The sequence below is a fragment of the Streptomyces sp. NPDC058877 genome, assembly GCF_042742855.1.
Lineage (GTDB): Bacteria > Actinomycetota > Actinomycetes > Streptomycetales > Streptomycetaceae > Streptomyces.
Genome location: NZ_JBHYMF010000040.1, coordinates 30,307 through 47,699 on the forward strand (window position 1 = coordinate 30,307; position 17,393 = coordinate 47,699).

The 17,393-nt window shown below is 72.8% G+C and carries 17 protein-coding genes and 1 pseudogene; 10 read left to right on the top strand and 8 right to left on the bottom strand.

What is annotated here, in order from left to right:
• Positions 1 to 26: 26 nt before the first annotated feature.
• Positions 27 to 1,010: a universal stress protein gene (locus ACFW2Y_RS12565; protein ID WP_384877038.1), complete on the bottom strand. Its 984-nt coding sequence runs from the start codon at positions 1,008 to 1,010 to the stop codon at positions 27 to 29.
• A complete protein-coding gene (locus tag ACFW2Y_RS12570) occupies positions 1,007 to 1,912 on the bottom strand; it encodes a universal stress protein (RefSeq protein ID WP_384877040.1) in 906 nt (301 codons plus the stop codon). Before ACFW2Y_RS12570 ends, ACFW2Y_RS12565 begins: the two co-directional genes overlap by 4 nt.
• A gap of 217 nt (positions 1,913 to 2,129) precedes the next feature.
• On the opposite strand from ACFW2Y_RS12570, the gene ACFW2Y_RS12575 reads away from it, so the two are divergent.
• Complete coding sequence (locus tag ACFW2Y_RS12575; protein WP_384877042.1) at positions 2,130 to 2,987, top strand: universal stress protein; 858 nt, start codon at positions 2,130 to 2,132, stop codon at positions 2,985 to 2,987.
• Positions 2,988 to 3,195: 208 nt separating this feature from the next.
• Here the strand turns inward: ACFW2Y_RS12575 and ACFW2Y_RS12580 are convergent, their stop codons facing one another.
• Both ACFW2Y_RS12580 and ACFW2Y_RS12585 read right to left on the bottom strand, forming a co-directional pair.
• Positions 3,196 to 3,951, bottom strand: a complete 756-nt coding sequence (locus ACFW2Y_RS12580; protein WP_384877044.1) for a helix-turn-helix domain-containing protein — start codon at positions 3,949 to 3,951, stop codon at positions 3,196 to 3,198.
• Entirely contained in the window at positions 3,948 to 4,850 is a 903-nt protein-coding gene (locus tag ACFW2Y_RS12585; protein WP_384877046.1) for a universal stress protein, read from the bottom strand. Before ACFW2Y_RS12585 ends, ACFW2Y_RS12580 begins: the two co-directional genes overlap by 4 nt.
• A 271-nt stretch (positions 4,851 to 5,121) precedes the next feature.
• Here ACFW2Y_RS12585 and ACFW2Y_RS12590 point away from each other — a divergent pair, with 271 nt between their 5' ends.
• The 3 genes and pseudogenes from ACFW2Y_RS12590 to ACFW2Y_RS12600 all read left to right on the top strand — a co-directional run.
• Positions 5,122 to 5,721 (top strand): CBS domain-containing protein, encoded by a 600-nt coding sequence (locus tag ACFW2Y_RS12590; RefSeq protein ID WP_384877048.1) that lies wholly within the window; start codon positions 5,122 to 5,124, stop codon positions 5,719 to 5,721.
• A 75-nt stretch (positions 5,722 to 5,796) separates the two neighbouring features.
• Positions 5,797 to 6,372: a GNAT family N-acetyltransferase gene (locus tag ACFW2Y_RS12595; protein ID WP_384877050.1), complete on the top strand. Its 576-nt coding sequence runs from the start codon at positions 5,797 to 5,799 to the stop codon at positions 6,370 to 6,372.
• A 264-nt stretch (positions 6,373 to 6,636) separates the two neighbouring features.
• Positions 6,637 to 7,017, top strand: a pseudogene (locus ACFW2Y_RS12600) (IS1182 family transposase); the annotation flags it as partial.
• Positions 7,018 to 7,148: 131 nt separating this feature from the next.
• Here the strand turns inward: ACFW2Y_RS12600 and ACFW2Y_RS12605 are convergent.
• On the bottom strand, positions 7,149 to 7,442 hold the full coding sequence (locus ACFW2Y_RS12605; RefSeq protein ID WP_384877053.1) for a DUF1918 domain-containing protein: 294 nt from the start codon (positions 7,440 to 7,442) through the stop codon (positions 7,149 to 7,151).
• A 170-nt stretch (positions 7,443 to 7,612) separates the two neighbouring features.
• On the opposite strand from ACFW2Y_RS12605, the gene ACFW2Y_RS12610 reads away from it, so the two are divergent.
• From ACFW2Y_RS12610 to ACFW2Y_RS12620, 3 genes are all read left to right on the top strand, one after another.
• Positions 7,613 to 8,290 carry a CBS domain-containing protein gene (locus ACFW2Y_RS12610; protein ID WP_384877055.1) on the top strand — a complete coding sequence of 226 codons (678 nt, stop codon included), beginning with the start codon at positions 7,613 to 7,615 and terminating at the stop codon, positions 8,288 to 8,290.
• Positions 8,291 to 8,441: 151 nt separating this feature from the next.
• Entirely contained in the window at positions 8,442 to 9,122 is a 681-nt protein-coding gene (locus tag ACFW2Y_RS12615; protein WP_384877057.1) for a CBS domain-containing protein, read from the top strand.
• On the top strand, positions 9,119 to 9,976 hold the full coding sequence (locus tag ACFW2Y_RS12620) for a universal stress protein (RefSeq protein ID WP_384877059.1): 858 nt from the start codon (positions 9,119 to 9,121) through the stop codon (positions 9,974 to 9,976). Before ACFW2Y_RS12615 ends, ACFW2Y_RS12620 begins: the two co-directional genes overlap by 4 nt.
• 133 nt (positions 9,977 to 10,109) lie before the next feature.
• Here the strand turns inward: ACFW2Y_RS12620 and ACFW2Y_RS12625 are convergent, their stop codons facing one another.
• Complete coding sequence (locus ACFW2Y_RS12625; RefSeq protein WP_384877061.1) at positions 10,110 to 10,367, bottom strand: SHOCT domain-containing protein; 258 nt, start codon at positions 10,365 to 10,367, stop codon at positions 10,110 to 10,112.
• A gap of 308 nt (positions 10,368 to 10,675) precedes the next feature.
• On the bottom strand, positions 10,676 to 12,544 hold the full coding sequence (locus ACFW2Y_RS12630) for a potassium channel family protein (protein WP_384877073.1): 1,869 nt from the start codon (positions 12,542 to 12,544) through the stop codon (positions 10,676 to 10,678).
• Positions 12,545 to 13,456: 912 nt separating this feature from the next.
• On the opposite strand from ACFW2Y_RS12630, the gene ACFW2Y_RS12635 reads away from it, so the two are divergent.
• On the top strand, positions 13,457 to 13,870 hold the full coding sequence (locus ACFW2Y_RS12635; protein WP_384877063.1) for a hypothetical protein: 414 nt from the start codon (positions 13,457 to 13,459) through the stop codon (positions 13,868 to 13,870).
• Between the two features lie 34 nt (positions 13,871 to 13,904).
• A complete protein-coding gene (locus ACFW2Y_RS12640; RefSeq protein WP_384877065.1) occupies positions 13,905 to 14,525 on the top strand; it encodes a HEAT repeat domain-containing protein in 621 nt (206 codons plus the stop codon).
• A gap of 51 nt (positions 14,526 to 14,576) precedes the next feature.
• Here the strand turns inward: ACFW2Y_RS12640 and ACFW2Y_RS12645 are convergent, their stop codons facing one another.
• The gene (locus ACFW2Y_RS12645) at positions 14,577 to 15,635 is read right to left on the bottom strand and encodes a hypothetical protein (RefSeq protein ID WP_384877067.1); all 1,059 of its coding nucleotides are present in this window, start codon (positions 15,633 to 15,635) and stop codon (positions 14,577 to 14,579) included.
• Between the two features lie 338 nt (positions 15,636 to 15,973).
• Between ACFW2Y_RS12645 and ACFW2Y_RS12650 the strand changes: the two genes are divergently transcribed.
• Positions 15,974 to 17,191 carry a serine hydrolase domain-containing protein gene (locus ACFW2Y_RS12650; protein ID WP_384877069.1) on the top strand — a complete coding sequence of 406 codons (1,218 nt, stop codon included), beginning with the start codon at positions 15,974 to 15,976 and terminating at the stop codon, positions 17,189 to 17,191.
• Positions 17,192 to 17,393 lie beyond the last annotated feature (202 nt).

Here is a 17,393-nt window from a genome sequence, read left to right on the forward strand (position 1 = left end):
TCGATCGGGGTGCACCGCATGGGTCCTCACCTCTCCGAGGGTTCGGCGGAACGGCCGGCGGGGTCTTGCTCCCCGACCCCGCGCCGTGCCGTGTCGGGGTCGGCCGGGGCGCCCCGGCCCTGGCCGGGCCCTCCGGCCGGCGGCCGGCCGCCCCGCCGTCCTTCCCGCTCCGGGAGCGGCGCGACGACCACCGGGCACTCGGCGCGGTGCACCAGGCCGTGGACCGTCGAGCCGAGGCGCATGCCCGCGTAGCCTCCGCGCCCCCGGCGCCCGATGACCAGGGCGAGGGCTTCCCGGGAAGCGTGGGCCAGCTGCTCGACCGGGTGTCCCCGCAGGACCTCTCCGGTGATGCGGACGTCCGGGTACTGCTCCGCCCAGCCCGCGACGGCCTCGGACAACAGGCGCCGGCGCTCGGCCGCGCCTTCCTCCTCACCGCCGTGCGGGCGGAGGGAGCGGGGCCAGACCCAGACCGCGCGCAGGTGGGCTTCGCGCAGGCTGGCCTCCCGGACCGCGAACGAAACGGCTTCCCGGCACCCCTCGCTGCCGTCCACTCCGACGACGAGGGTCGGCGGGTGGGTGGCGGTGTGCTCCGGGGACCGGACCACGACGACGGGGCAATCGGCGTGGGCGGTCAGCGGCACGACCACCGATCCCTCGCTCAGCAGCTCGGCCGCCGGACCGAGGCGGCGCGATCCCACGACGACGAGTGCGGCGTGCGCGCTCCCCTCCCGCAGCACCGCGGCCGGTGCCCCCGCCACGAGTTCCGTCGTGGTCCGCAGTCCGGGGTGCAGGTCCCGTACGAGGTCCTCGGCATTGGCGAGGGCGGACTCGGCGCGGATCCGGAGGGCGCCGTGATGGGCGAGCGCGTCGTACCAGAACCGCTCGTGCACGGGTGGGACGGCGACCACCAGCCGCAGGCGGAGTCCGCGGCGCGCGGCCTCGTCGGCGGCCCAGATCAGTGCCGAAACCGAAAGGTCGCGGGGATCGACGCCCGCCAGCACGTCGTTCATTTCTCCTCGCCCGGGTGGACGAAGGCGGTCGGGACGATCTCGACCGGGCAGTGCGCGTGGTGGATCAGGGTGTGCGCGACGCGTCCCAGGGAGGGCCCGACCCCCAGCGGGCGGTGATCACGGCCCATCACGATCAGGTCGGTGCGGCTGCTCGCCTCGATCAGGATGCCGGGCGTGCTCGTCCCCGTCTCCAGGTGGTGCCCCACGATGAGCCCCGGGTACGCGTCACGGACGCGGTCGGCGAGCTCCTTCACCTCGTGGACGCGCTGCCGGGCGATCCCGTCGAGGTCGTCGAGCATGGTCGCGACGCTTCCGACGTGGGCCAGCACGTTCCAGACGCTCACGATGCGCAGGGCCGCCTTGCGGGCCTCGGCCTCCGCCGCCGCGAGGAGCAACCACCCCAGGTCCTCCGCGTCGTGCACGGCCGCGGTCACGGAGCCCGTGTCGGGACGCTCACCCTCCCCCCGCACGACGATCACCGGCACCTCTGCCCGGGCCGCCACGCCCAGTCCCACGGAACCCAGCATCAGGGAGGAGAAACCGCCGAGTCCACGGTGCCCCACCACGATCGTCCCCCGACGGCCGGCGGCGGAACGGAGACCCGCGACCGGCTCCTGACGGCTCAGCTCCTTGGTGACGGCAAGGTCCGGGAACCGTTCCTGCACCGCGCTCACGGTGTCGTTCAGCAGGTCCCGGCCGGCTTCGCGGACCGCCTGGAGCGTCTCGGCCGTGGCGTAGAGGGCCCGGCGGTCGGTGTCTGCGGCGTGCACCAGGTGCAAGGCCCGGCCCCGGCGGTCCGCCTCGTCGGCGGCCCAGAGCGCGGCCGTGCGCGCGGCGGGTGACCCGTCGACCCCCACGACGACGGCGCCGAGCTCCGGTCGAACGGGGATCTCGGTGTTCATGGCTCCACCTCCGCGGTACGCCCGGGGCTCGGGAGCACTCCCGAGGCGACACCTCCACGCTGACACCGCTACGGCCCTCCCCGGGATGGGCCGTTCGGTCCCCATCGCGACCTGCCCGGCCCTGCTGACGCGTGCAGGAGCGGCGACACCCTGGGGTCCTGGACGTCCCCGCCGGTCCGAACCCCGGACGGAGGGGACCCGCGTGAGGAGGAGCGCCATGACAGCGCAGGTCACCGTCGGCCTGGACGGCTCCGCAGAAAGCCTCGCCGCGACACGATGGGCGGCGGGGGAGGCGGTGCTGCGCGAGGTGCCCCTCAGGCTGGTGCACGTGGAGGAATGGCCGAACACTCCGGAAGTACCGCTTCCGTACGCCCGCACCCAGGCCGAACGGGCAGCCGAGCTGTTGCAGGAAGAGGCGGACCGCGCCCGGAAGGACCATCCCGACCTCGACGTCCGCGTCGAACGGGCCCACGGCCGGGCGGCCGAGGAACTGACGGCCGCGGCGGACGAATCCGACCTCACCGTCCTCGGTTCGCGGGGGCTCGGCGGCGTCCTCGGCTTCGTCGTCGGCTCGGTGTCGCTCGCCGTCGTCGGCGCGGCTCGACAACCCGTCGTCCTGGTGCGGGCGGAGGACGACCGGGCGGCCCCCGAGGGCGGGATCGTGGTCGGGGTGGACGTCTCCCACCCGTGCGAGGCCCTGCTCGCGTTCTCGTTCACCGAAGCCGCCCGCAGGAATCTGCCGCTGCGCTTCCTGTACAGCTGGACGCTTCCCGCCTCGTACGGCCATGCGGCCGTCATGGACCCGGGCATCGGGGAGGAGCTGGGCAACCGCCTCCTCGGCGGCCTCGACGACCTGCTGGCACCGTGGCGGAAGCGGTACGGGGGCGTGGACGCGACCGCCAAGGCGGTGGTGGGCTCGGCCGCGTACCAGTTGGTCGCGGCGGCTCGGGACGCACACCTCGTGGTCGTCGGACGCCGGAACCGCAAGGTCCCCCTGGGGCCGCACCTGGGCCATGTGACGCACGCGGTCATCCACCACAGTCCCGCCCCCGTCACGATCGTCCCCCTGCCGTGAGCGCGACGGGACCGTACGGAGGACCGTGAGCGCGACGGGACCGCACGGAGGGAAGACGCCCGTGTCTGCGGCGTCAGCGTCTCGGACGGCTCCCACCGGTTCGTTCCGGACGGTTCGTTTCGGACGGTTCGTTTCGGACTGCTCCACCGGTTCCCCGGTGGGACCGGCTTCCGAGGACCGGACGGGCCCGGTGCCGAGGACTTCGGGGTCAACTCCCCGAGCCGGTCCTCGCCGCGCCTTCCGCACCGCCGCCCGGCTGCCCGGGGGACGTGCCCGGCGCGCCCGGCACCAGGATCCGTCGTCCGGTCACCCGACGCGGTGAGAGCGTCACCACGGTCTCCCGCCCCTCCCCCGCCCACGGCGTCGAACGGACGGCGTCCTTGATCCTCTGCGCGGCGGCCTCGTCCGACACCGTGCGCGCCGGCCCGACCACGAGCACGCTCCACCCCTGGCTGAAGGCCTCGTCCAGGTGGTCCTCCTCGAAGGCGACCTCCGCGCCGGACCTCGAGGCACGGGCCAGGGACGAGTCGGCGGCGGTCATGAAGGCGATCTCCCCGTCGATGACCTGATAGTTCACGGGAAACAGCGCCAGCCCGTCCTTCCCTTCGACGGCGACCCGGCCGACGCCGTGGTCATCGAGCAGTGCCCAGCACTCGGCCTCGCCCATCTCTTCCATCCGTGCCCGGTAGCCGGCGGTCGCCCCACCGGACGCGAGGTCCGCCGTGTACCCGGTGAGGTCCTGGACCGTGGTCTCCAGGGCGTTCGCGAGGCGGACCAGGAACTCGATTCCCGGCGTGGGCAGCCGCTCCTCCACATAGGCGATGTAGCCGGGCGTGGAGCCGGCGCGCGCCGCCACCTCGTCCCAGGTCAGGCCCAACTGGGTGCGGCGCGCGGCCACCCGGCGGCCCAGGTCGCTCGCGGCGTGCGAGGGGTGCGGGGTGTGCCGGTCATCGGCCCTGTTCATCGTTGCTCTCCTTCCGTGGGCGCCGGAAGCCGCCGGGGTACGACGGCAACCGGGCACGAGGCGTGGTGCAGGGCGCGGTGGGCGACCCTGCCGAGCTCAAGTCCGAGGAATCCGTCCCTGCGCCGGGCTCCGACGACCAACAGGTCGGCAGCGGCGGAACGCTCGGTGAGCACCTTGTGCGCGGGGCCTTCGAGCGTGCTCCTGCGCAGGCGCACCCGGGGATGTTCCGCGGCCGGGGCAGCGAGTGCTTCCTCCAGCAGGGCGGAGGAGCGTTCCGCGGAGCGGGCTCCTCCGCCGCCCTTGAGCAGGGGATGGGCGCGCGGCTCGTGGGCCGGGCGTCGCCAGGCGCTGACCACGTCGAGTTCGGCGTCCCGGACCGCCGCCTCGCGGAAGGCGAACCGTACGGCCGGCGCGTCCACGTCGTGCTCTCCGACGCCGAGCAGAACGCGCCCGTGGCGTGCTTCCAGGGCGTACCGGTCCCCCCGGACCACGACGACCGGGCAGCGGGAGCGGGCGGCCACCAGGAGGCTGACGGATCCCAGCAGGAGGTCCGCGAACTCACCGCGGCCCCGGGAGCCGACGACGAGGAGCGTTCCCTCCGGGCCCGCGTCGAGCAGTGCGCGGGACGCGTCCTCGGCCCGGACGTCCGTGGTGACCGCGAGGTCGGGGGCTCGTCTCCGGGCGCGTTCCGCCGCGGTGGCGGCGATGTTCTCGGCGAGGACCCGGCCCGAGGGGCGAGCCGTGCTCCAGGTCGGTGCGACTCCTTCGTACCGCTCCCAGAGCGAGGCGTGCACGATGTGCAGGGGGAGGTCGTGCCGTACCGCCTCGTCGACGGCCCAGTCCACGGCCGCGAGGCTGGCGTCGGACCCGTCGACCCCCACCACCAGGGGCAGCTCCATCCGGCCCACCGCCTTTCCGGGTCACAGGGCGACCTCCTGCCACGCTCGCACCACGCGGAGCTCGGAAGCTAGGGCCGATCGGTCCAGGACGCGGCCCGCCCGGACCGGGCGCGGGAAGCGGGGCACGGAAAGGGGGCCGGGCAGCAGGCTCCCGGGACGGCGCCGACGCCGTTCGGATGCGGAGCTGCCCCGTTCGGCCCTTGTCGTCCCGGGGCGGGCGGCGGCACCCTCGCATCGACGGACGGGAGCACAGGAGTACGGGAGGCCCGTCATGAAGCATCCACGTACCGTCGACGACGTGATGACCCATGCGGTGGTCTCCGCCAGGCTCGACGCACCGGTCAAGGAGATCGTCCGGTCCATGCGGCGCTGGGGCGTGAGCGCCGTTCCCGTGCTGTCGGCCGAGGGGCGGGTGGTCGGCGTGGTGTCCGAGGCGGACGTGCTCGAAAAGCTCCCGGGCGGGGAGCCGAACGGTGCCGGAGCAGTGACGGCGGGCGGGCTGATGTCGGCCCCGGCCGTGACCGTTCCCCGTGGTGCCACGCTCGCCGGGGCAGCGAGGCTGATGGGGCGGGGGCGTCTCAAGCGGCTTCCCGTGGTGGACGAGGACGGGCGCCCGGTCGGTGTGGTCAGCAGGGGCGACCTGCTGAAGGTCTACCTCCGCTCCGACGCCGATCTCGCGGAGGACGTGCGCCACGAACTCCTCACACATCTGCTGCCCCGGGGCGATGCCGCGCTCGTTGTCCGGGTCGTGGACGGCTCGGTGACGCTCGCCGGGCGTCTGCCACAGTCCGTTCCTGCCGAACTGGCCCTGCGCCTGACCCGGGCCGTGCCCGGTGTGGTGGACGCGGTGGCGGAGTTCACGGCCGCCTAGGAGCGTGGGCCGGTAACGGACCGACTTCCGTCGAGGCCGGAGCGCGGAGCCTTGGGCTGACCTAGGCTGCGGGGCATGAATCGGGCCGTGACCAGCGGTGTGACCGCTGAGCCAACCATCCTTGACGCCATGGAGCTGACGTCCGATCCGGAGCTGGAGGTCCGGTTCGTGGAATCGGCCCACCGGATCCTGGCGGACCTGGTCAGTGGAGGTGCTGCGCTGGGCTGGGTCGAACCGCCCTCGCGGGATGAGGTGGCGGATCTCCTCGGCCGCGTCATCTCTGCGGTGCAGGCCGGAGATGCGGCCTTGCGGGCCGCTTACCTCGACCGTCGGCTTGTCGGGTTGGGGTACTGGCTGCGCTACGCCCGCCCGACCCATCGGCCACACGCCGATCTTGAGAAGATCGCGGTGGATGCTGCTGCTCACGGTCGTGGTATCGGCCGGGCGCTGACCGCTGCCTTGATCGCTGATGCCCGGGAGACGGGTATCGAGGTCCTCACTCTGGACGCCCGCGGCGACAACACCCATGCCCTGCACCTCTACTGGTCGCTGGGCTTCACCGAATACGGCCGTCTGCCCGACTTCGTCGCCGTCGGCGAACACCGCTACGACAAGGTCTTCTCCATGCTGGACTTCCGTCAGCAAAGCTGACCACGACCACGCACGAGACGCCGGCGGACGACCCGCCGGCGTCTCGCGGCCTTTCACGCGAGACGATCTCGACATGCATGGTGGGGACGGACCGTTCGAGGCCGAGCCGGTCGAGAGGAAACGGTCCGGAGGCCGTCCGGAGGCGGTCCGGAGGCGGTGGACAAGACGTTTCGAACCTTCGACCCGCACCGGATCCTGCTGCTGCCTCCGTCGCTGGACGACTGGCTGCCCGAGGATCACCCCGCCCGGTTCGTTGCCGACCCGGTCGACGCCGGCCATTGCTCCGGGGCCAATCCCGACGCCGCGAGGCGCCGGCAACTGGTCTGCGGCACCGACACGTCCATATCCACCGGGCGCCTGGCACACGACGAACAGGTCCCGCCGCACCGCGTGGGCGGATGCCAGCGAACGCCACGCTGAAGGACCGGATGGCCCGCAAGCTGCGGACCAAGCCCGGCGAGGCCGCCCACAGTCGCCGAAAAGCCATCGGCGAACCCGTCTTCGGTCAGATCATGACCCGCCGGAACGGCCGCCGGCTCCTCCTGCGCGGCGAAGACGGCGCCCGCAGCGAGCGGCGCCTGCCACAACCTCCGCAAGGTCTTCGGACACACAAGAACCGCCGGACTCGCCGCCGTGGTCGGCTGACCGGCTCGGCCCGGCCCCGTCGCGGCCCGACCAGGCCGCACACCTGACGGACAGACCCACCCCGGCCTCACAAGCCGAGACCGGACGACCGCGGCTGATCCCACCACTCACGGCCACTCGGCCAGCTGCTGTCACCGACCCGCGCTCCTGGTGGCCCGCGTGCCGTGCGGCGCGAAGTGTTGGACCCGCGCGTCCGGGCCCGGGAAGACCAGCGTGACCCGGCCGGTGTCCGACCAACGGACGTCGAAGGGCGGGGTGCCGTCGGCATGGTGCAGCCCGACGACCTCGCCGTCACGCCCCTCGTCGCCGACCGTGGCGCCACCGACGATCAGCCGATCTCCGACACGGGCCCACAGCCCCGCCGGGTGTTCCTCCCGGCCGGCTCGATCCCCTTCCCGGTCCTGCCGGGTTCCGGTCGTGGTCATGGCCCCTCGCCTCCTGGGAACCGCGCTTCCCTCCAGCGTGCGTCCGAACGGTCGTCCTCCATAGGGGCCAACAGTCCCCGAAGGGGACCGTTCGGCACTGCCCCGGGCCGGGTCCCGCACAGCAGGGTGAGAGCTACCGGGGCCACGGCGTCCCGGGAAGGAGGACCGTCATGCAGCACCGCACGGTTTTCGAGGTGATGACGCACGACGTGGTCACCGCCTCCCCGACGACTCCGTTCAAGGAGATCGCCCGGCTCTTCGCCGATCACGACGTCTCCGCGGTGCCGGTCGTCGACGCGGAGCGACGCGTCGTCGGCGTGGTCTCGGAGGCCGATCTGCTGCGGTCCACCGCCGAGCTCCCCGACCTGGAGGGCCGCTGGACGGGCGTCCGCCTGCTGTCCCGGGAACGGGGACTGCCCGATGCCGAGACGGCCGCCCAGTTGATGACCTCGCCGGCCGTCACCGCCCAGGCGAACTGGAACCTCGTCGAGACGGCCCGGACGATGCAGCGCAAGGGGGTGAAGCGGCTCCCCGTCACGGACGAGACCGGTCGACTCGTCGGCGTCATCAGCCGCAGTGACCTGTTGCGGCCCTTCCTCCGCGGTGACGCGGCCATCCGCGACGAGATCGAGCACGACGTCCTGGCCGGCACCCTGCGCCTCGCCCCCGACACGATCCGCGTGGACGTCGACGACGGCGTCGTCACTCTGACGGGCCGGGTCGAGGAGCGCGCGGACATCCCCGTGATCGTCCGGCTCTGTCGCTCGGTCGACGGAGTCGTCGCCCTGCACCCATCGATCGAGTACGCCTACGACAACCTCGCGCTCGACGTGGAACCGCCCCGATGAACGCCCCTCGGGTGCGGTGGCAGGCCCCGGTCGTCCCCGACCAGGATGGAGAGGTGACCGGGTGCGCCCCACCGGTCCTCGGCCCCGAGGAAGGCCGCCCCGTCCGCCTGGCGGACGGGGCCACGGCGTCCGCGCACGGAAGGAGAGGGTGATGCGTCACCGCAGGATCGACCGGCTGATGACCCGCGAGGTGGTGAGCGTCCGTGGCGACACCCCGTTCAAGGAGGTCGTCCGCACGCTCTCGCAGCACCGGGTGACCGCGGTTCCCGTCCTGGACGGGAAGGGCCGCGTGGTCGGGGTCGTCTCGGAGGGTGATCTGTTGCGCAAGACGGCCGACCAGGCCGCCGCGCCGGACGGCCTGCCGGCCGTTCCCGACCTGGAGGCGTGGGAGCGGGCGAAGGCGGAGGGGACGCGGGCCGAAGAGCTGATGTCCGCGCCCGCGGTGTGCGCCCGTCCGGACTGGACCGCGGCGGAAGCGGCACGGCTGATGGAGGTCCAAGGCGTCAAGCGCCTCGTCGTCGTCGACGACGAGGACCGGCTGGTGGGCATCGTCAGCCGTCGGGACCTGCTGGGCGTCTTCCTCCGCTCGGACGAGGACATCCGTCGGGAGATCGTCGAGGACGTGCTCGGCGCGACGCTGCGGATCGATCCGTCAGCCGTGGCCGTCGAGGTGCGCGACGGGCGGGTGGAGCTCAGCGGTGCATTGCCCTTCCGGGGCATGATCCCGGCGATCGAGCGCATGTCCGCGACCGTCGACGGCGTGGTGTCGGTCTCCGCCACCCGTCTGGCGTACGACGTGGACGACACCCGACGAGGAGGTGCACGGTCATGACGCGGAGCATCGTGGTCGGCCTGGACGGTACGGACCAGGCGGAGGCCGCTGCGGAGTGGGCCGCGGAGGAAGCGCTGTTGCGGGGCACCGGCGTCCATCTGGTGTACGCGAAGGAGCCGGTCTCCGAGGCCGTTCTGTCGCTCGTGGCGCACGAGTCCGAGGACACGTGGGCGGAGGAGTTGTTGACGCGCACGGCCGGTGAGCTGCACGAGCACCATCCCGGTCTGTCGGTGACCACCCGGGTGCTGCCGATGGGTCCCGTGCCGGGGCTCGTCGGCGCGTCCGAGGACGCCGAACTGCTGGTCCTCGGCTCGCGGGCGCTCGGCGCCGTGGCCGGCTATCTGGTCGGCTCGGTCGGCCTGACGGTCGCCGGTGCCGCCGAGCGGCCCGTCGTCCTGGTGCGGGTGGGCGCCGAGGCGACCGCTCCGCGGGGGCCCGTCGTGGTCGGGACCGACCTCCGACAGCCCGTGGAGACGGTACTGGGCTTCGCCTTCGAAGAGGCCGCGCGGCGCCGCTCCCCGATCCACGTCGTGTACGCGCAGCAGCTTCCGCTGTTCGCCGGCCTGGGCCCCGCCATGGTCCCGGACGTCCGCCTCGCCGTGGCCCCGGAGATCGAGCGCTCGCTCGACGACCTGCTGGAGCCCTGGCGCGCGAAGTACCCCGAGGTCGGGACCGAGGCCCGGGTGGTGCTCGGTTCGGCCGGCCTCGAACTGGTCGGGGCGGCGGCGGGCGCCTCGCTCGTGGTGGTGGGCCGGCGCACCCGCCATTCGACCCTCGGTGCGCACATCGGCAGCGTGGCCCACGCCGTGGTGCACCACAGCCCGGTGCCCGTGGCCCTCGTGCCGCATGACTGAACGCGTGCCGCATGCGCAGAACGGGAGGGGCGCCCGTCAACCGTGCGGCCGGGGCGGGCCGACCGGCGGTGCTCTCCTTCCGGCCCCGTCACCGGGTCGGACGGCCGTCCGGCGTCCCGGACGGACACGGGGCTCATGGTCCCTCCCCGCGCAAGGTCTTCAGGCGCCGGCGGTACTCCTCCTCGTCGATCTCACCGCGTGCCAGCCGCTCGCCCAGGATCTGTTCGGCCGAGGCGGTGGGCCGGGGCACTGACGGCCGCTCCGGGGAGCGGCCCAGGGTGCGGAAGAACATCACCGCGAGGGTGATGAGGAGCCCCCAGAACAGCACCATGCCGGCGGACATGGCGAACCAGCCCCATCCGTTCATGCCGTTGCCGTACCAGAACATCATCGCCGCTCACGCTCCCGGCCGTCGGACCGGGCGGGAGTCGGGCACCCCCGCCTCCGGTCCGCCGTCACCTCCAAGGTGCCCGGCCGGGAACGTTCGGCACAGGGCCGACCGGCCCTCGACCGGAGGCCGGCCGGTCTCGGCCGGCCCCGTCCGGCCGGCGACCGGGAGTCTCCGCGGCCCGGAACGAGCGCGTCGCTCCCGGGCCACCGACGGCAGGGCGCCGCCGGGGTGTCTGTGGGCGCCCCCGGACCACCGGCGCGTTTCTCCCGACCGCTTCCGTACGCGGGCACGAGGCCGGTCCGGGTCGGTCAGGAAGTGGTGGCGCCCGGCTGGTACGGGGCACCCAGGAGTTCGGCGAGCCCCCGACGGGTGGCGGCGATGACGACGCGGTCCTCGGGGCGCAGGACGTAACCGGGATGCAGGTCCCACAGCAGTTGGGGGGCGTCCCCGACCTGGTGCGAAGAGGCCAGGTCGGGGCGGCGGGCCGTGGGGGCGGCGGTGTCCAGGGCGAGGACGCGCCAGGCTCCCGGACGGAAGGCGTCGGCGACCGTGCGGCCCTCGAACTGGGGATGCCCGGCCACCAACAGGGCGGCGAAGAGCAGCACCTTGCGTTCGACGGGGATGGCACCGAGGATCTGGCGGCCCATCATCGCGCCGGCGAAGGCGGGCGCCGCGAGGTGGGAGACGCTCCGGCTGCGGGTGAGGGCCCGCGGGTGCGCGGCGCGCAGCGTGCGGTAGACGGCGGTGGCGAAGTCGTCGTCGTAGAGGCGCAGGGCCACGCGCAGATCGGGCTTGACCGAGCGGGCGTACAGCGCGGCTTCCAGATTGGTGGTGTCGGAGCTGGTGAGGGCGAGCAGGGCGTGCGCCCGGTGGATCTTGGCGGCTTCCAGGACGCCGTCCTCGGTGACGTCGCCGAGGACGACGGGGATGCCGTGGCTGCGTGCCAGCGGGATGCCGCGGGCGTCCGGATCCTCCTCGACGCAGACGACGGGGATGTCGAGCTCCCGGAACCGGGCGAGGACTCGGGTGCCGATCTTGCCGAGGCCGAGGAGGACGACGTGGCCGGACAGGCCCCGGGGCGGGCGGCTCAGCGCACCCGCTGCGCGGAAGGTGCCGAGCGCTTCCAGGGCACCGGCGACGAGGAGGGGGAGCAGGGCGAGGCCGACGAGCCCGGAGAGGAGTTGGAGGACCTGGTGGGTGACCGACGCGTCGATCGCGGGATCGTTGATCGCGAAGAGGTCCAGCAGGGTGATGTACGCGGCGTGCACGGGGTCGGAATCGGTGAGCAGCGTGGTGGTGAGCGTCAGCGCGAACACGGAGGCGACGATGCCGACGAGCGCCCACCGCAGGCGGCTGGAGAAGAGCTCGCGCAGCGGTGCCCCCCGACGTGCCCGACGCCGGGAGGACAGGGAGGGGCCGGCGTACCGGACGGTCTCCAGGACCACGCTGCCACGACCGCTGGCGCCCGCCACGGCCCTGTCGTCGGGCAGGAGCAGGGGTCCCTGGGTGCCGCTGGACTCCGAGCCTTCGGCACCCGCGGGGTCGGAGGTGGTGGAGGACAGCAGGGCCAGGGTGCACAAGCCGGGGTCGGGCACCTCGTCCCGTCCGGGCGGGGTGCGTTCCGCGGCGCGCAGGAGCACCCCGTCGGCCTGGACGATCTTGCTGGTGCCGGCGACGGCGGTGGCGGCGAGCGCGGGGGCCGCCGTGTCCGCGTCGGAGAGGACGGTGGTGGAGGCGTCCAGGACCGCCCGGTCGCTCTCGGGGCCGGACAGCAGTGCCGCCTGGTCGAGGAGTTCCTCCAGGTGCTGCCCGAGCTTGCGGTTGTACATGCGGACCACGAGCCGCAGACCGGGGCTGAGCCGGCGGGCGGCGAGCGCGGCACGCAGATTGGTCTCGTCGTCCTCGTAGAGCAGGGCCAGGGCCGCCGCCCGGTCCACTCCGGCCCGCAACAGCGCCGCTTCCGTGGGGGAGGAGGACATGACGTCACGCGGGTGCGGGGCGCCGGTGACCGGCTCGTCGGTCCGACGCAGCAGTCGGGCCGCCCGGATCAGCACGGCGGAGCGGCCGGTCGCTCCGGCCGGGTCGCCGGGGGCGACGAGCACGACGCGCTGGCGGTACACGTCCCGCAGTTCGGCGGCGAGACGGTGTGCGAGACCGTCGTCGCCGCAGACGACCATGTGGCCGCCCTCCTGTGGCTGTCCGATGTGCTGGTGCGGTAGCACGGTCACGATTCCCCCGGTGTCGAATGGGACCCGCCCGATGGCACGGGCGGATCAAGTGTCGATCATCGTTGCTCCTCGACCGTCACCACCCTTCTGCGGGGTGGAGGGCGACGCCCCCCGTGCGTCCCCGCGCCTCGGGGATGCCCCGACCCCGACGGCCCGTCCCGTTGGTGACGAACTCCGGCTCTTAGGCGACCACTTCGCACCGGACGGCCAGCACCGGACCCGCCCTGTGGGGACCGGGAGACCAACCCGCGCGGAGCCCACCGGAGCCCCACCACCCTTGTTGCCCACCATCGTTCCACCGGCCGGCACGGGCGTTCACTACAGGTCCTCGGCACACTTCCGCGCTCCTCCCTGCCGCATGCCGGCGCCGTTCCGCCCCACCGCGGGAACAACGGCAGGGAGCGGGCGCCAACCGGCCGAACGTCGAACGCTGTTCCACGTCCGGCCCGGTGACGCACCGTCTCCTTCCGCGGCGGCCCAGGAGGCCGTGAACGACATCCGCCCCTTCCAGGCAAAGCGGTCCGCGCCCGACCGGCCGAGCGGGACCTGCTCCGGACCGTGGAACGTCGGGACCGCGGGGAGTCGTCGTCGAAGCCTCGGGCCGCGCCGAGGACAGCACTCCGCACAACCCCGCACTGAACGAGCGTTCAGGAACCGCACCCACTGCCGGCCCTCCCCACCCCACCCTGACGCCGCGACGCGCACGGGCGTTCTCGTGCGGGTCGCGCACGAGTCCGTCGACGACGAGGAGCGGTCCCGACCTTCGCCACAGCGCACCGACGCACCGGGCGCCGCACGGGCGCCTCCCTCCTGGCTCTTGCCGCGGTCCACGCCGCCCGGGTCGCCCAGATCGGCACGCTCATGCTCGAAGACTTCGACATCGGCAACCGGTGGCTGGCCATCGCCGGCCGCGTCCGTCCCCTCGACGACCTCACCCCGAAGCCGTTGCTGGACTGGCTGGAGCACCGGCGCACCCGCTGGCCGAACACGGCGAACCTCCACCTGTTGATCAACAACCAGACCGCGAACAGGACCACCCGAGCCAGCAATCACCGGATCAGCGCCGCGATGCGCGGACAGGCCGCAACGCTGGAGCGGCTCCACGTTGACCGACAGCTCGAAGAAACAATGCCCCAGGGTCCGGATCGGCTCCACCTCGCCGAGGTCTTCGGGCTCGACGAGAAGATCGCCGTGCGCCACGCCGACTCGGCCCGTCAGCTGCTTCTGGCCTCGCCCGGTGAAAACCCCGGTGGGACCGTCAGAGACGCCGGATAGAGTCCGGTGACGTCCGCATCAAGGAGGGGAGACCGTGGCCCTCGACGCCGTTGAGGCGATCAGTCAGCTTCAAGACCCAAGTTCCGCCAAGCGCCGCTCGGCCGCGAAGCGACTTCGAAAGCTGGGCGACCCGTCCGCTGGTCCTGCCCTGCTCGAAGCCCTGAAGAATGAGGTGAGGGATTCGCGGACCTGGGAAACCCAGTACCAGATGACGATGGCACTCGGTACCTGCGGCTCCCCGTCCGACCTCCCCCACCTGCGAGACCTCGTCCTTCAGCGCGAAACCCTCCATGCGGTTCACACGGCCGGGGGTGATGCCATCGTCCGGCTGAGCTACGGGGAGCACTCCCACGACGAGGCCATCGGCTGGTGCCTGAGCACCGGTGACGAGACGCTTGTGGGCGGAGCGTTGCAGGCTGTGGCCGTGCTCCGACTTGTGCCGAAGCAGGAAACCGTGACCCGCGTCCTCGACTTCGTCGAAGCCAGACCCCCACACGACGGGATCTACTTCTGGCCCGCAGTCGCCGCGGCCGGCTGGACGGGGCAGCGAGTGCACGACTTCCTCACTGCATGCATCACCGGCCCCCGATCCGATGTCGCCGAAGCCGCCACTGACTCCCTCGCCGGGAACTACGGCACCCACCGACCTCTGTAGCTGGCCCCGCACCCCAGGTTCGGCGGGAACTCGCGGGTCGGTCCGTGTGCATCAGCCGGGCGGATCCGTGGGTTCGGCCGGATCCGTGGGGTGGACTGCGAGGCGGCGGGCTTCCGCGGTGACCTCGGCATTGACCTGGTCCACGGTCCTGTCGCCGTATTCGAGGATGTCGTACTCGTCGTCGAGCTCAGCGAGACGCTCGGTCAGGGGCAGGTCATGTCCGTGGCGCTGGTGGATCCGGAAGGCGAACTCCCGGGGCGTGAGCTCTCCGGCGAGCACGCGGCGTGCGAGGGCTCGGGCGGCGGCTTCCTGACCGGCCTCGCTACCGACCGGATGGAAGGCGAGGTCGAGTTCGTCGAGTGCGGCGGGAAGCAGGTCGTGCACGTCGTAGTCCGCCTCGGCGCGCGTGCAGGCGGCGAGCATGCGAAGGCCCGGGGTGTCGAGTCCGGCGACGAGCGCACCACAGGCGGCATTCACCACGTCGCTCGCGCGGATTTCCCCCATGCTCCAGAGAGCGGCATGGTCCTGGAGAGCGATTGCTGCTGCCTCGGTCGACGTCACTCGCTCATGATTCCCTCCCCGGTGCGTCCAGGTCGACCAGATTCCATCGAAGGCGCTGTTCAGCGGCCTGTTCCAGCCGGGCTCGTGCGGAGTCCGCAGCGCCGCGTCCTTCGACCCGCGCAGCCGGCTCATTTCGTCGATCGGGCACTCGATCACCCGACCGGTCATCCGGTGGACCCCGGCCCTGTGCCGCAGCTCCAGGAACAGGAAGTACGTGGTCAGCGCCTGGGAGCGCCCCAGCCGGGTGCCGCTCGGCGAAGCCCGCAGCACCTTCCCGAAGGACGCGTCGGCGTCAGACGGCTCCATCTCCCACAGCGGCCGGCCGAACCAGGACCGCGTCTGCTCCAGGGGCCCGACGCCCCCACGAACCGTGCCGTCCGCCGGCCCCGCCGAGGCCCGCGCCGGCACGAACCCCGCCAGCACGTCGGTCTCGAACCGCTCCAGCTCCTCCGCCGTCGCCAACGGCCGGACAACGCACAGGTCCCGTACGACAGCCGGCGCCAACCCGAGCCCCCTCACCTTCAGCCAGATCGCGAACCGATCGGACACGGTGAGAACGCTTCAGGAATCCCGAAGCCACGTCAGCCCGCGAACAACTGCCGGGGAGAAGACGAACCCCCTGACCACGGGGTCGTGGACTCAGCACCCCTCAGCGCAACTCACGGGATGTCGCGCGATCCGTCTTGAGGGTGCGGCACCGCACGACGCCCACGCCCAGGACTTCGCGTCGCCCAAGGGCCACGCGACGTCGGTGGGCTGACCCCGGCCGCATGGGCTCGTGCGTCGCCACGGGGGCCTGCGGCCGTTCGGCCCCAAGAAGTCGGCCCGAACGGTAGCGGGGCGTGTCGCCCCGCACGGTCCGGGCGGACGGCGCGCAGAGTGCCGCTATGACACGTACCCGTACGGCCGGCCTGGTCACCGCCGCCCTCCTCGCGCTGGTGTCGGCCGCCGCCCCCGCCCTCTCCGCCCCACCGGCCGGGACCGCCACCACCCACCCTCCCCGTGCTTGTCCGTCGACGCCCCGGGGCGTCGACGGACAGGCGGCGCGCATCACCCACCTCGTACGGAAGACCCGCAAGGACCTGGGGCTGAACGCCGTACTGGCCAAGGTGACCGTGCACGGGCGCGAGGTCGTCACCACGGCGGCCGGCGAGTCGATGACCGGAGTGCCCGCCACGACCGACATGCACTTCCGTGCCGGCGGGGTGGCGATCCCCTATCTGACGAACGTCCTGCTGCAACTCGTCGACGAAGGCCGCGTCGACCTCGACGCACCGGTGTCCCGGTGGCTGCCCCGGCTGCCGCACGGCGACGAGATCACACTGCGCATGCTCGGCAGCTCCACTTCCGGCTTGTACGACTACGTGACCGACCCCGGCTTCCTCGCCGCACTCCACGAGGACCCGTTCCGACAGTGGAGCCCGCGCGAACTCCTCGCCATCTCGACCGGGGAGCCGCTGTGGTACGAGCCGGGCACCAACTGGAACTACTCCCACGCCAACTTCGTGATCCTGGGCGCCGCACTGGAGCGGATCACCGACACCCGCTTGGACCGGCTCCTCGAACAGCGCGTCTTCCGCCCGCTGGGCCTGCGGGAAACCCGCAACTCCTTCACCCCCGCCATGCCGCGGCCCGTGCTGCACGCCTTCACCGACGAGCGAGGCACGTACGAGGAGTCCACCTTCTGGAACCCCTCCTGGACCATCGCGCCGGGCGCGGTGCTCACCTCGGACATCTGTGATCTGGGCCGATCCGCCGAGGCCATCGGCACGGGCCGGTTGATCTCACCGGCGTCGTACCGGACGCTCCTCGATCCGGGCACCGTCGGGAAGGGCGGCCCCACCGCCACCTGCCCCGCGACGGTGTGCCGGGCGCAGACCGCAGAGGCGCACTACGGACTCGGGGTGGTCGTCAAGGACGGCTGGATCTTCCAGAATCCGTTGTTCTCCGGCTACGGCGAAGTGATGGCCTACCTGCCCGCCGAGGGTCTGGCGATCGCCGTGGCAACGACCACGGGACCGGAGTCCCCCCAGGGCAACACCGCACAGACGGTGGCGTCGCGCATCGCCGCCGCCCTGGCTCCGGGCCATCCGCTCTTCGCCTGACGGAGCACCGCGGGAAGGGAGTCGGACGCCCCCTCCCCCGTACCGGCCGCTGCTCGCGCAACATCGAAGCCCGTGCACCGCATGCCGGGCGGTGGGCGTACGAGGCCACCGGGCAGGGCACGGGAGCCGCCCGTCGAGATCCCTCCCGCCGCGGGGACGTCCACGCCGGGGCGCGGCATCCGGGGCGACGGCTCCCGCACCC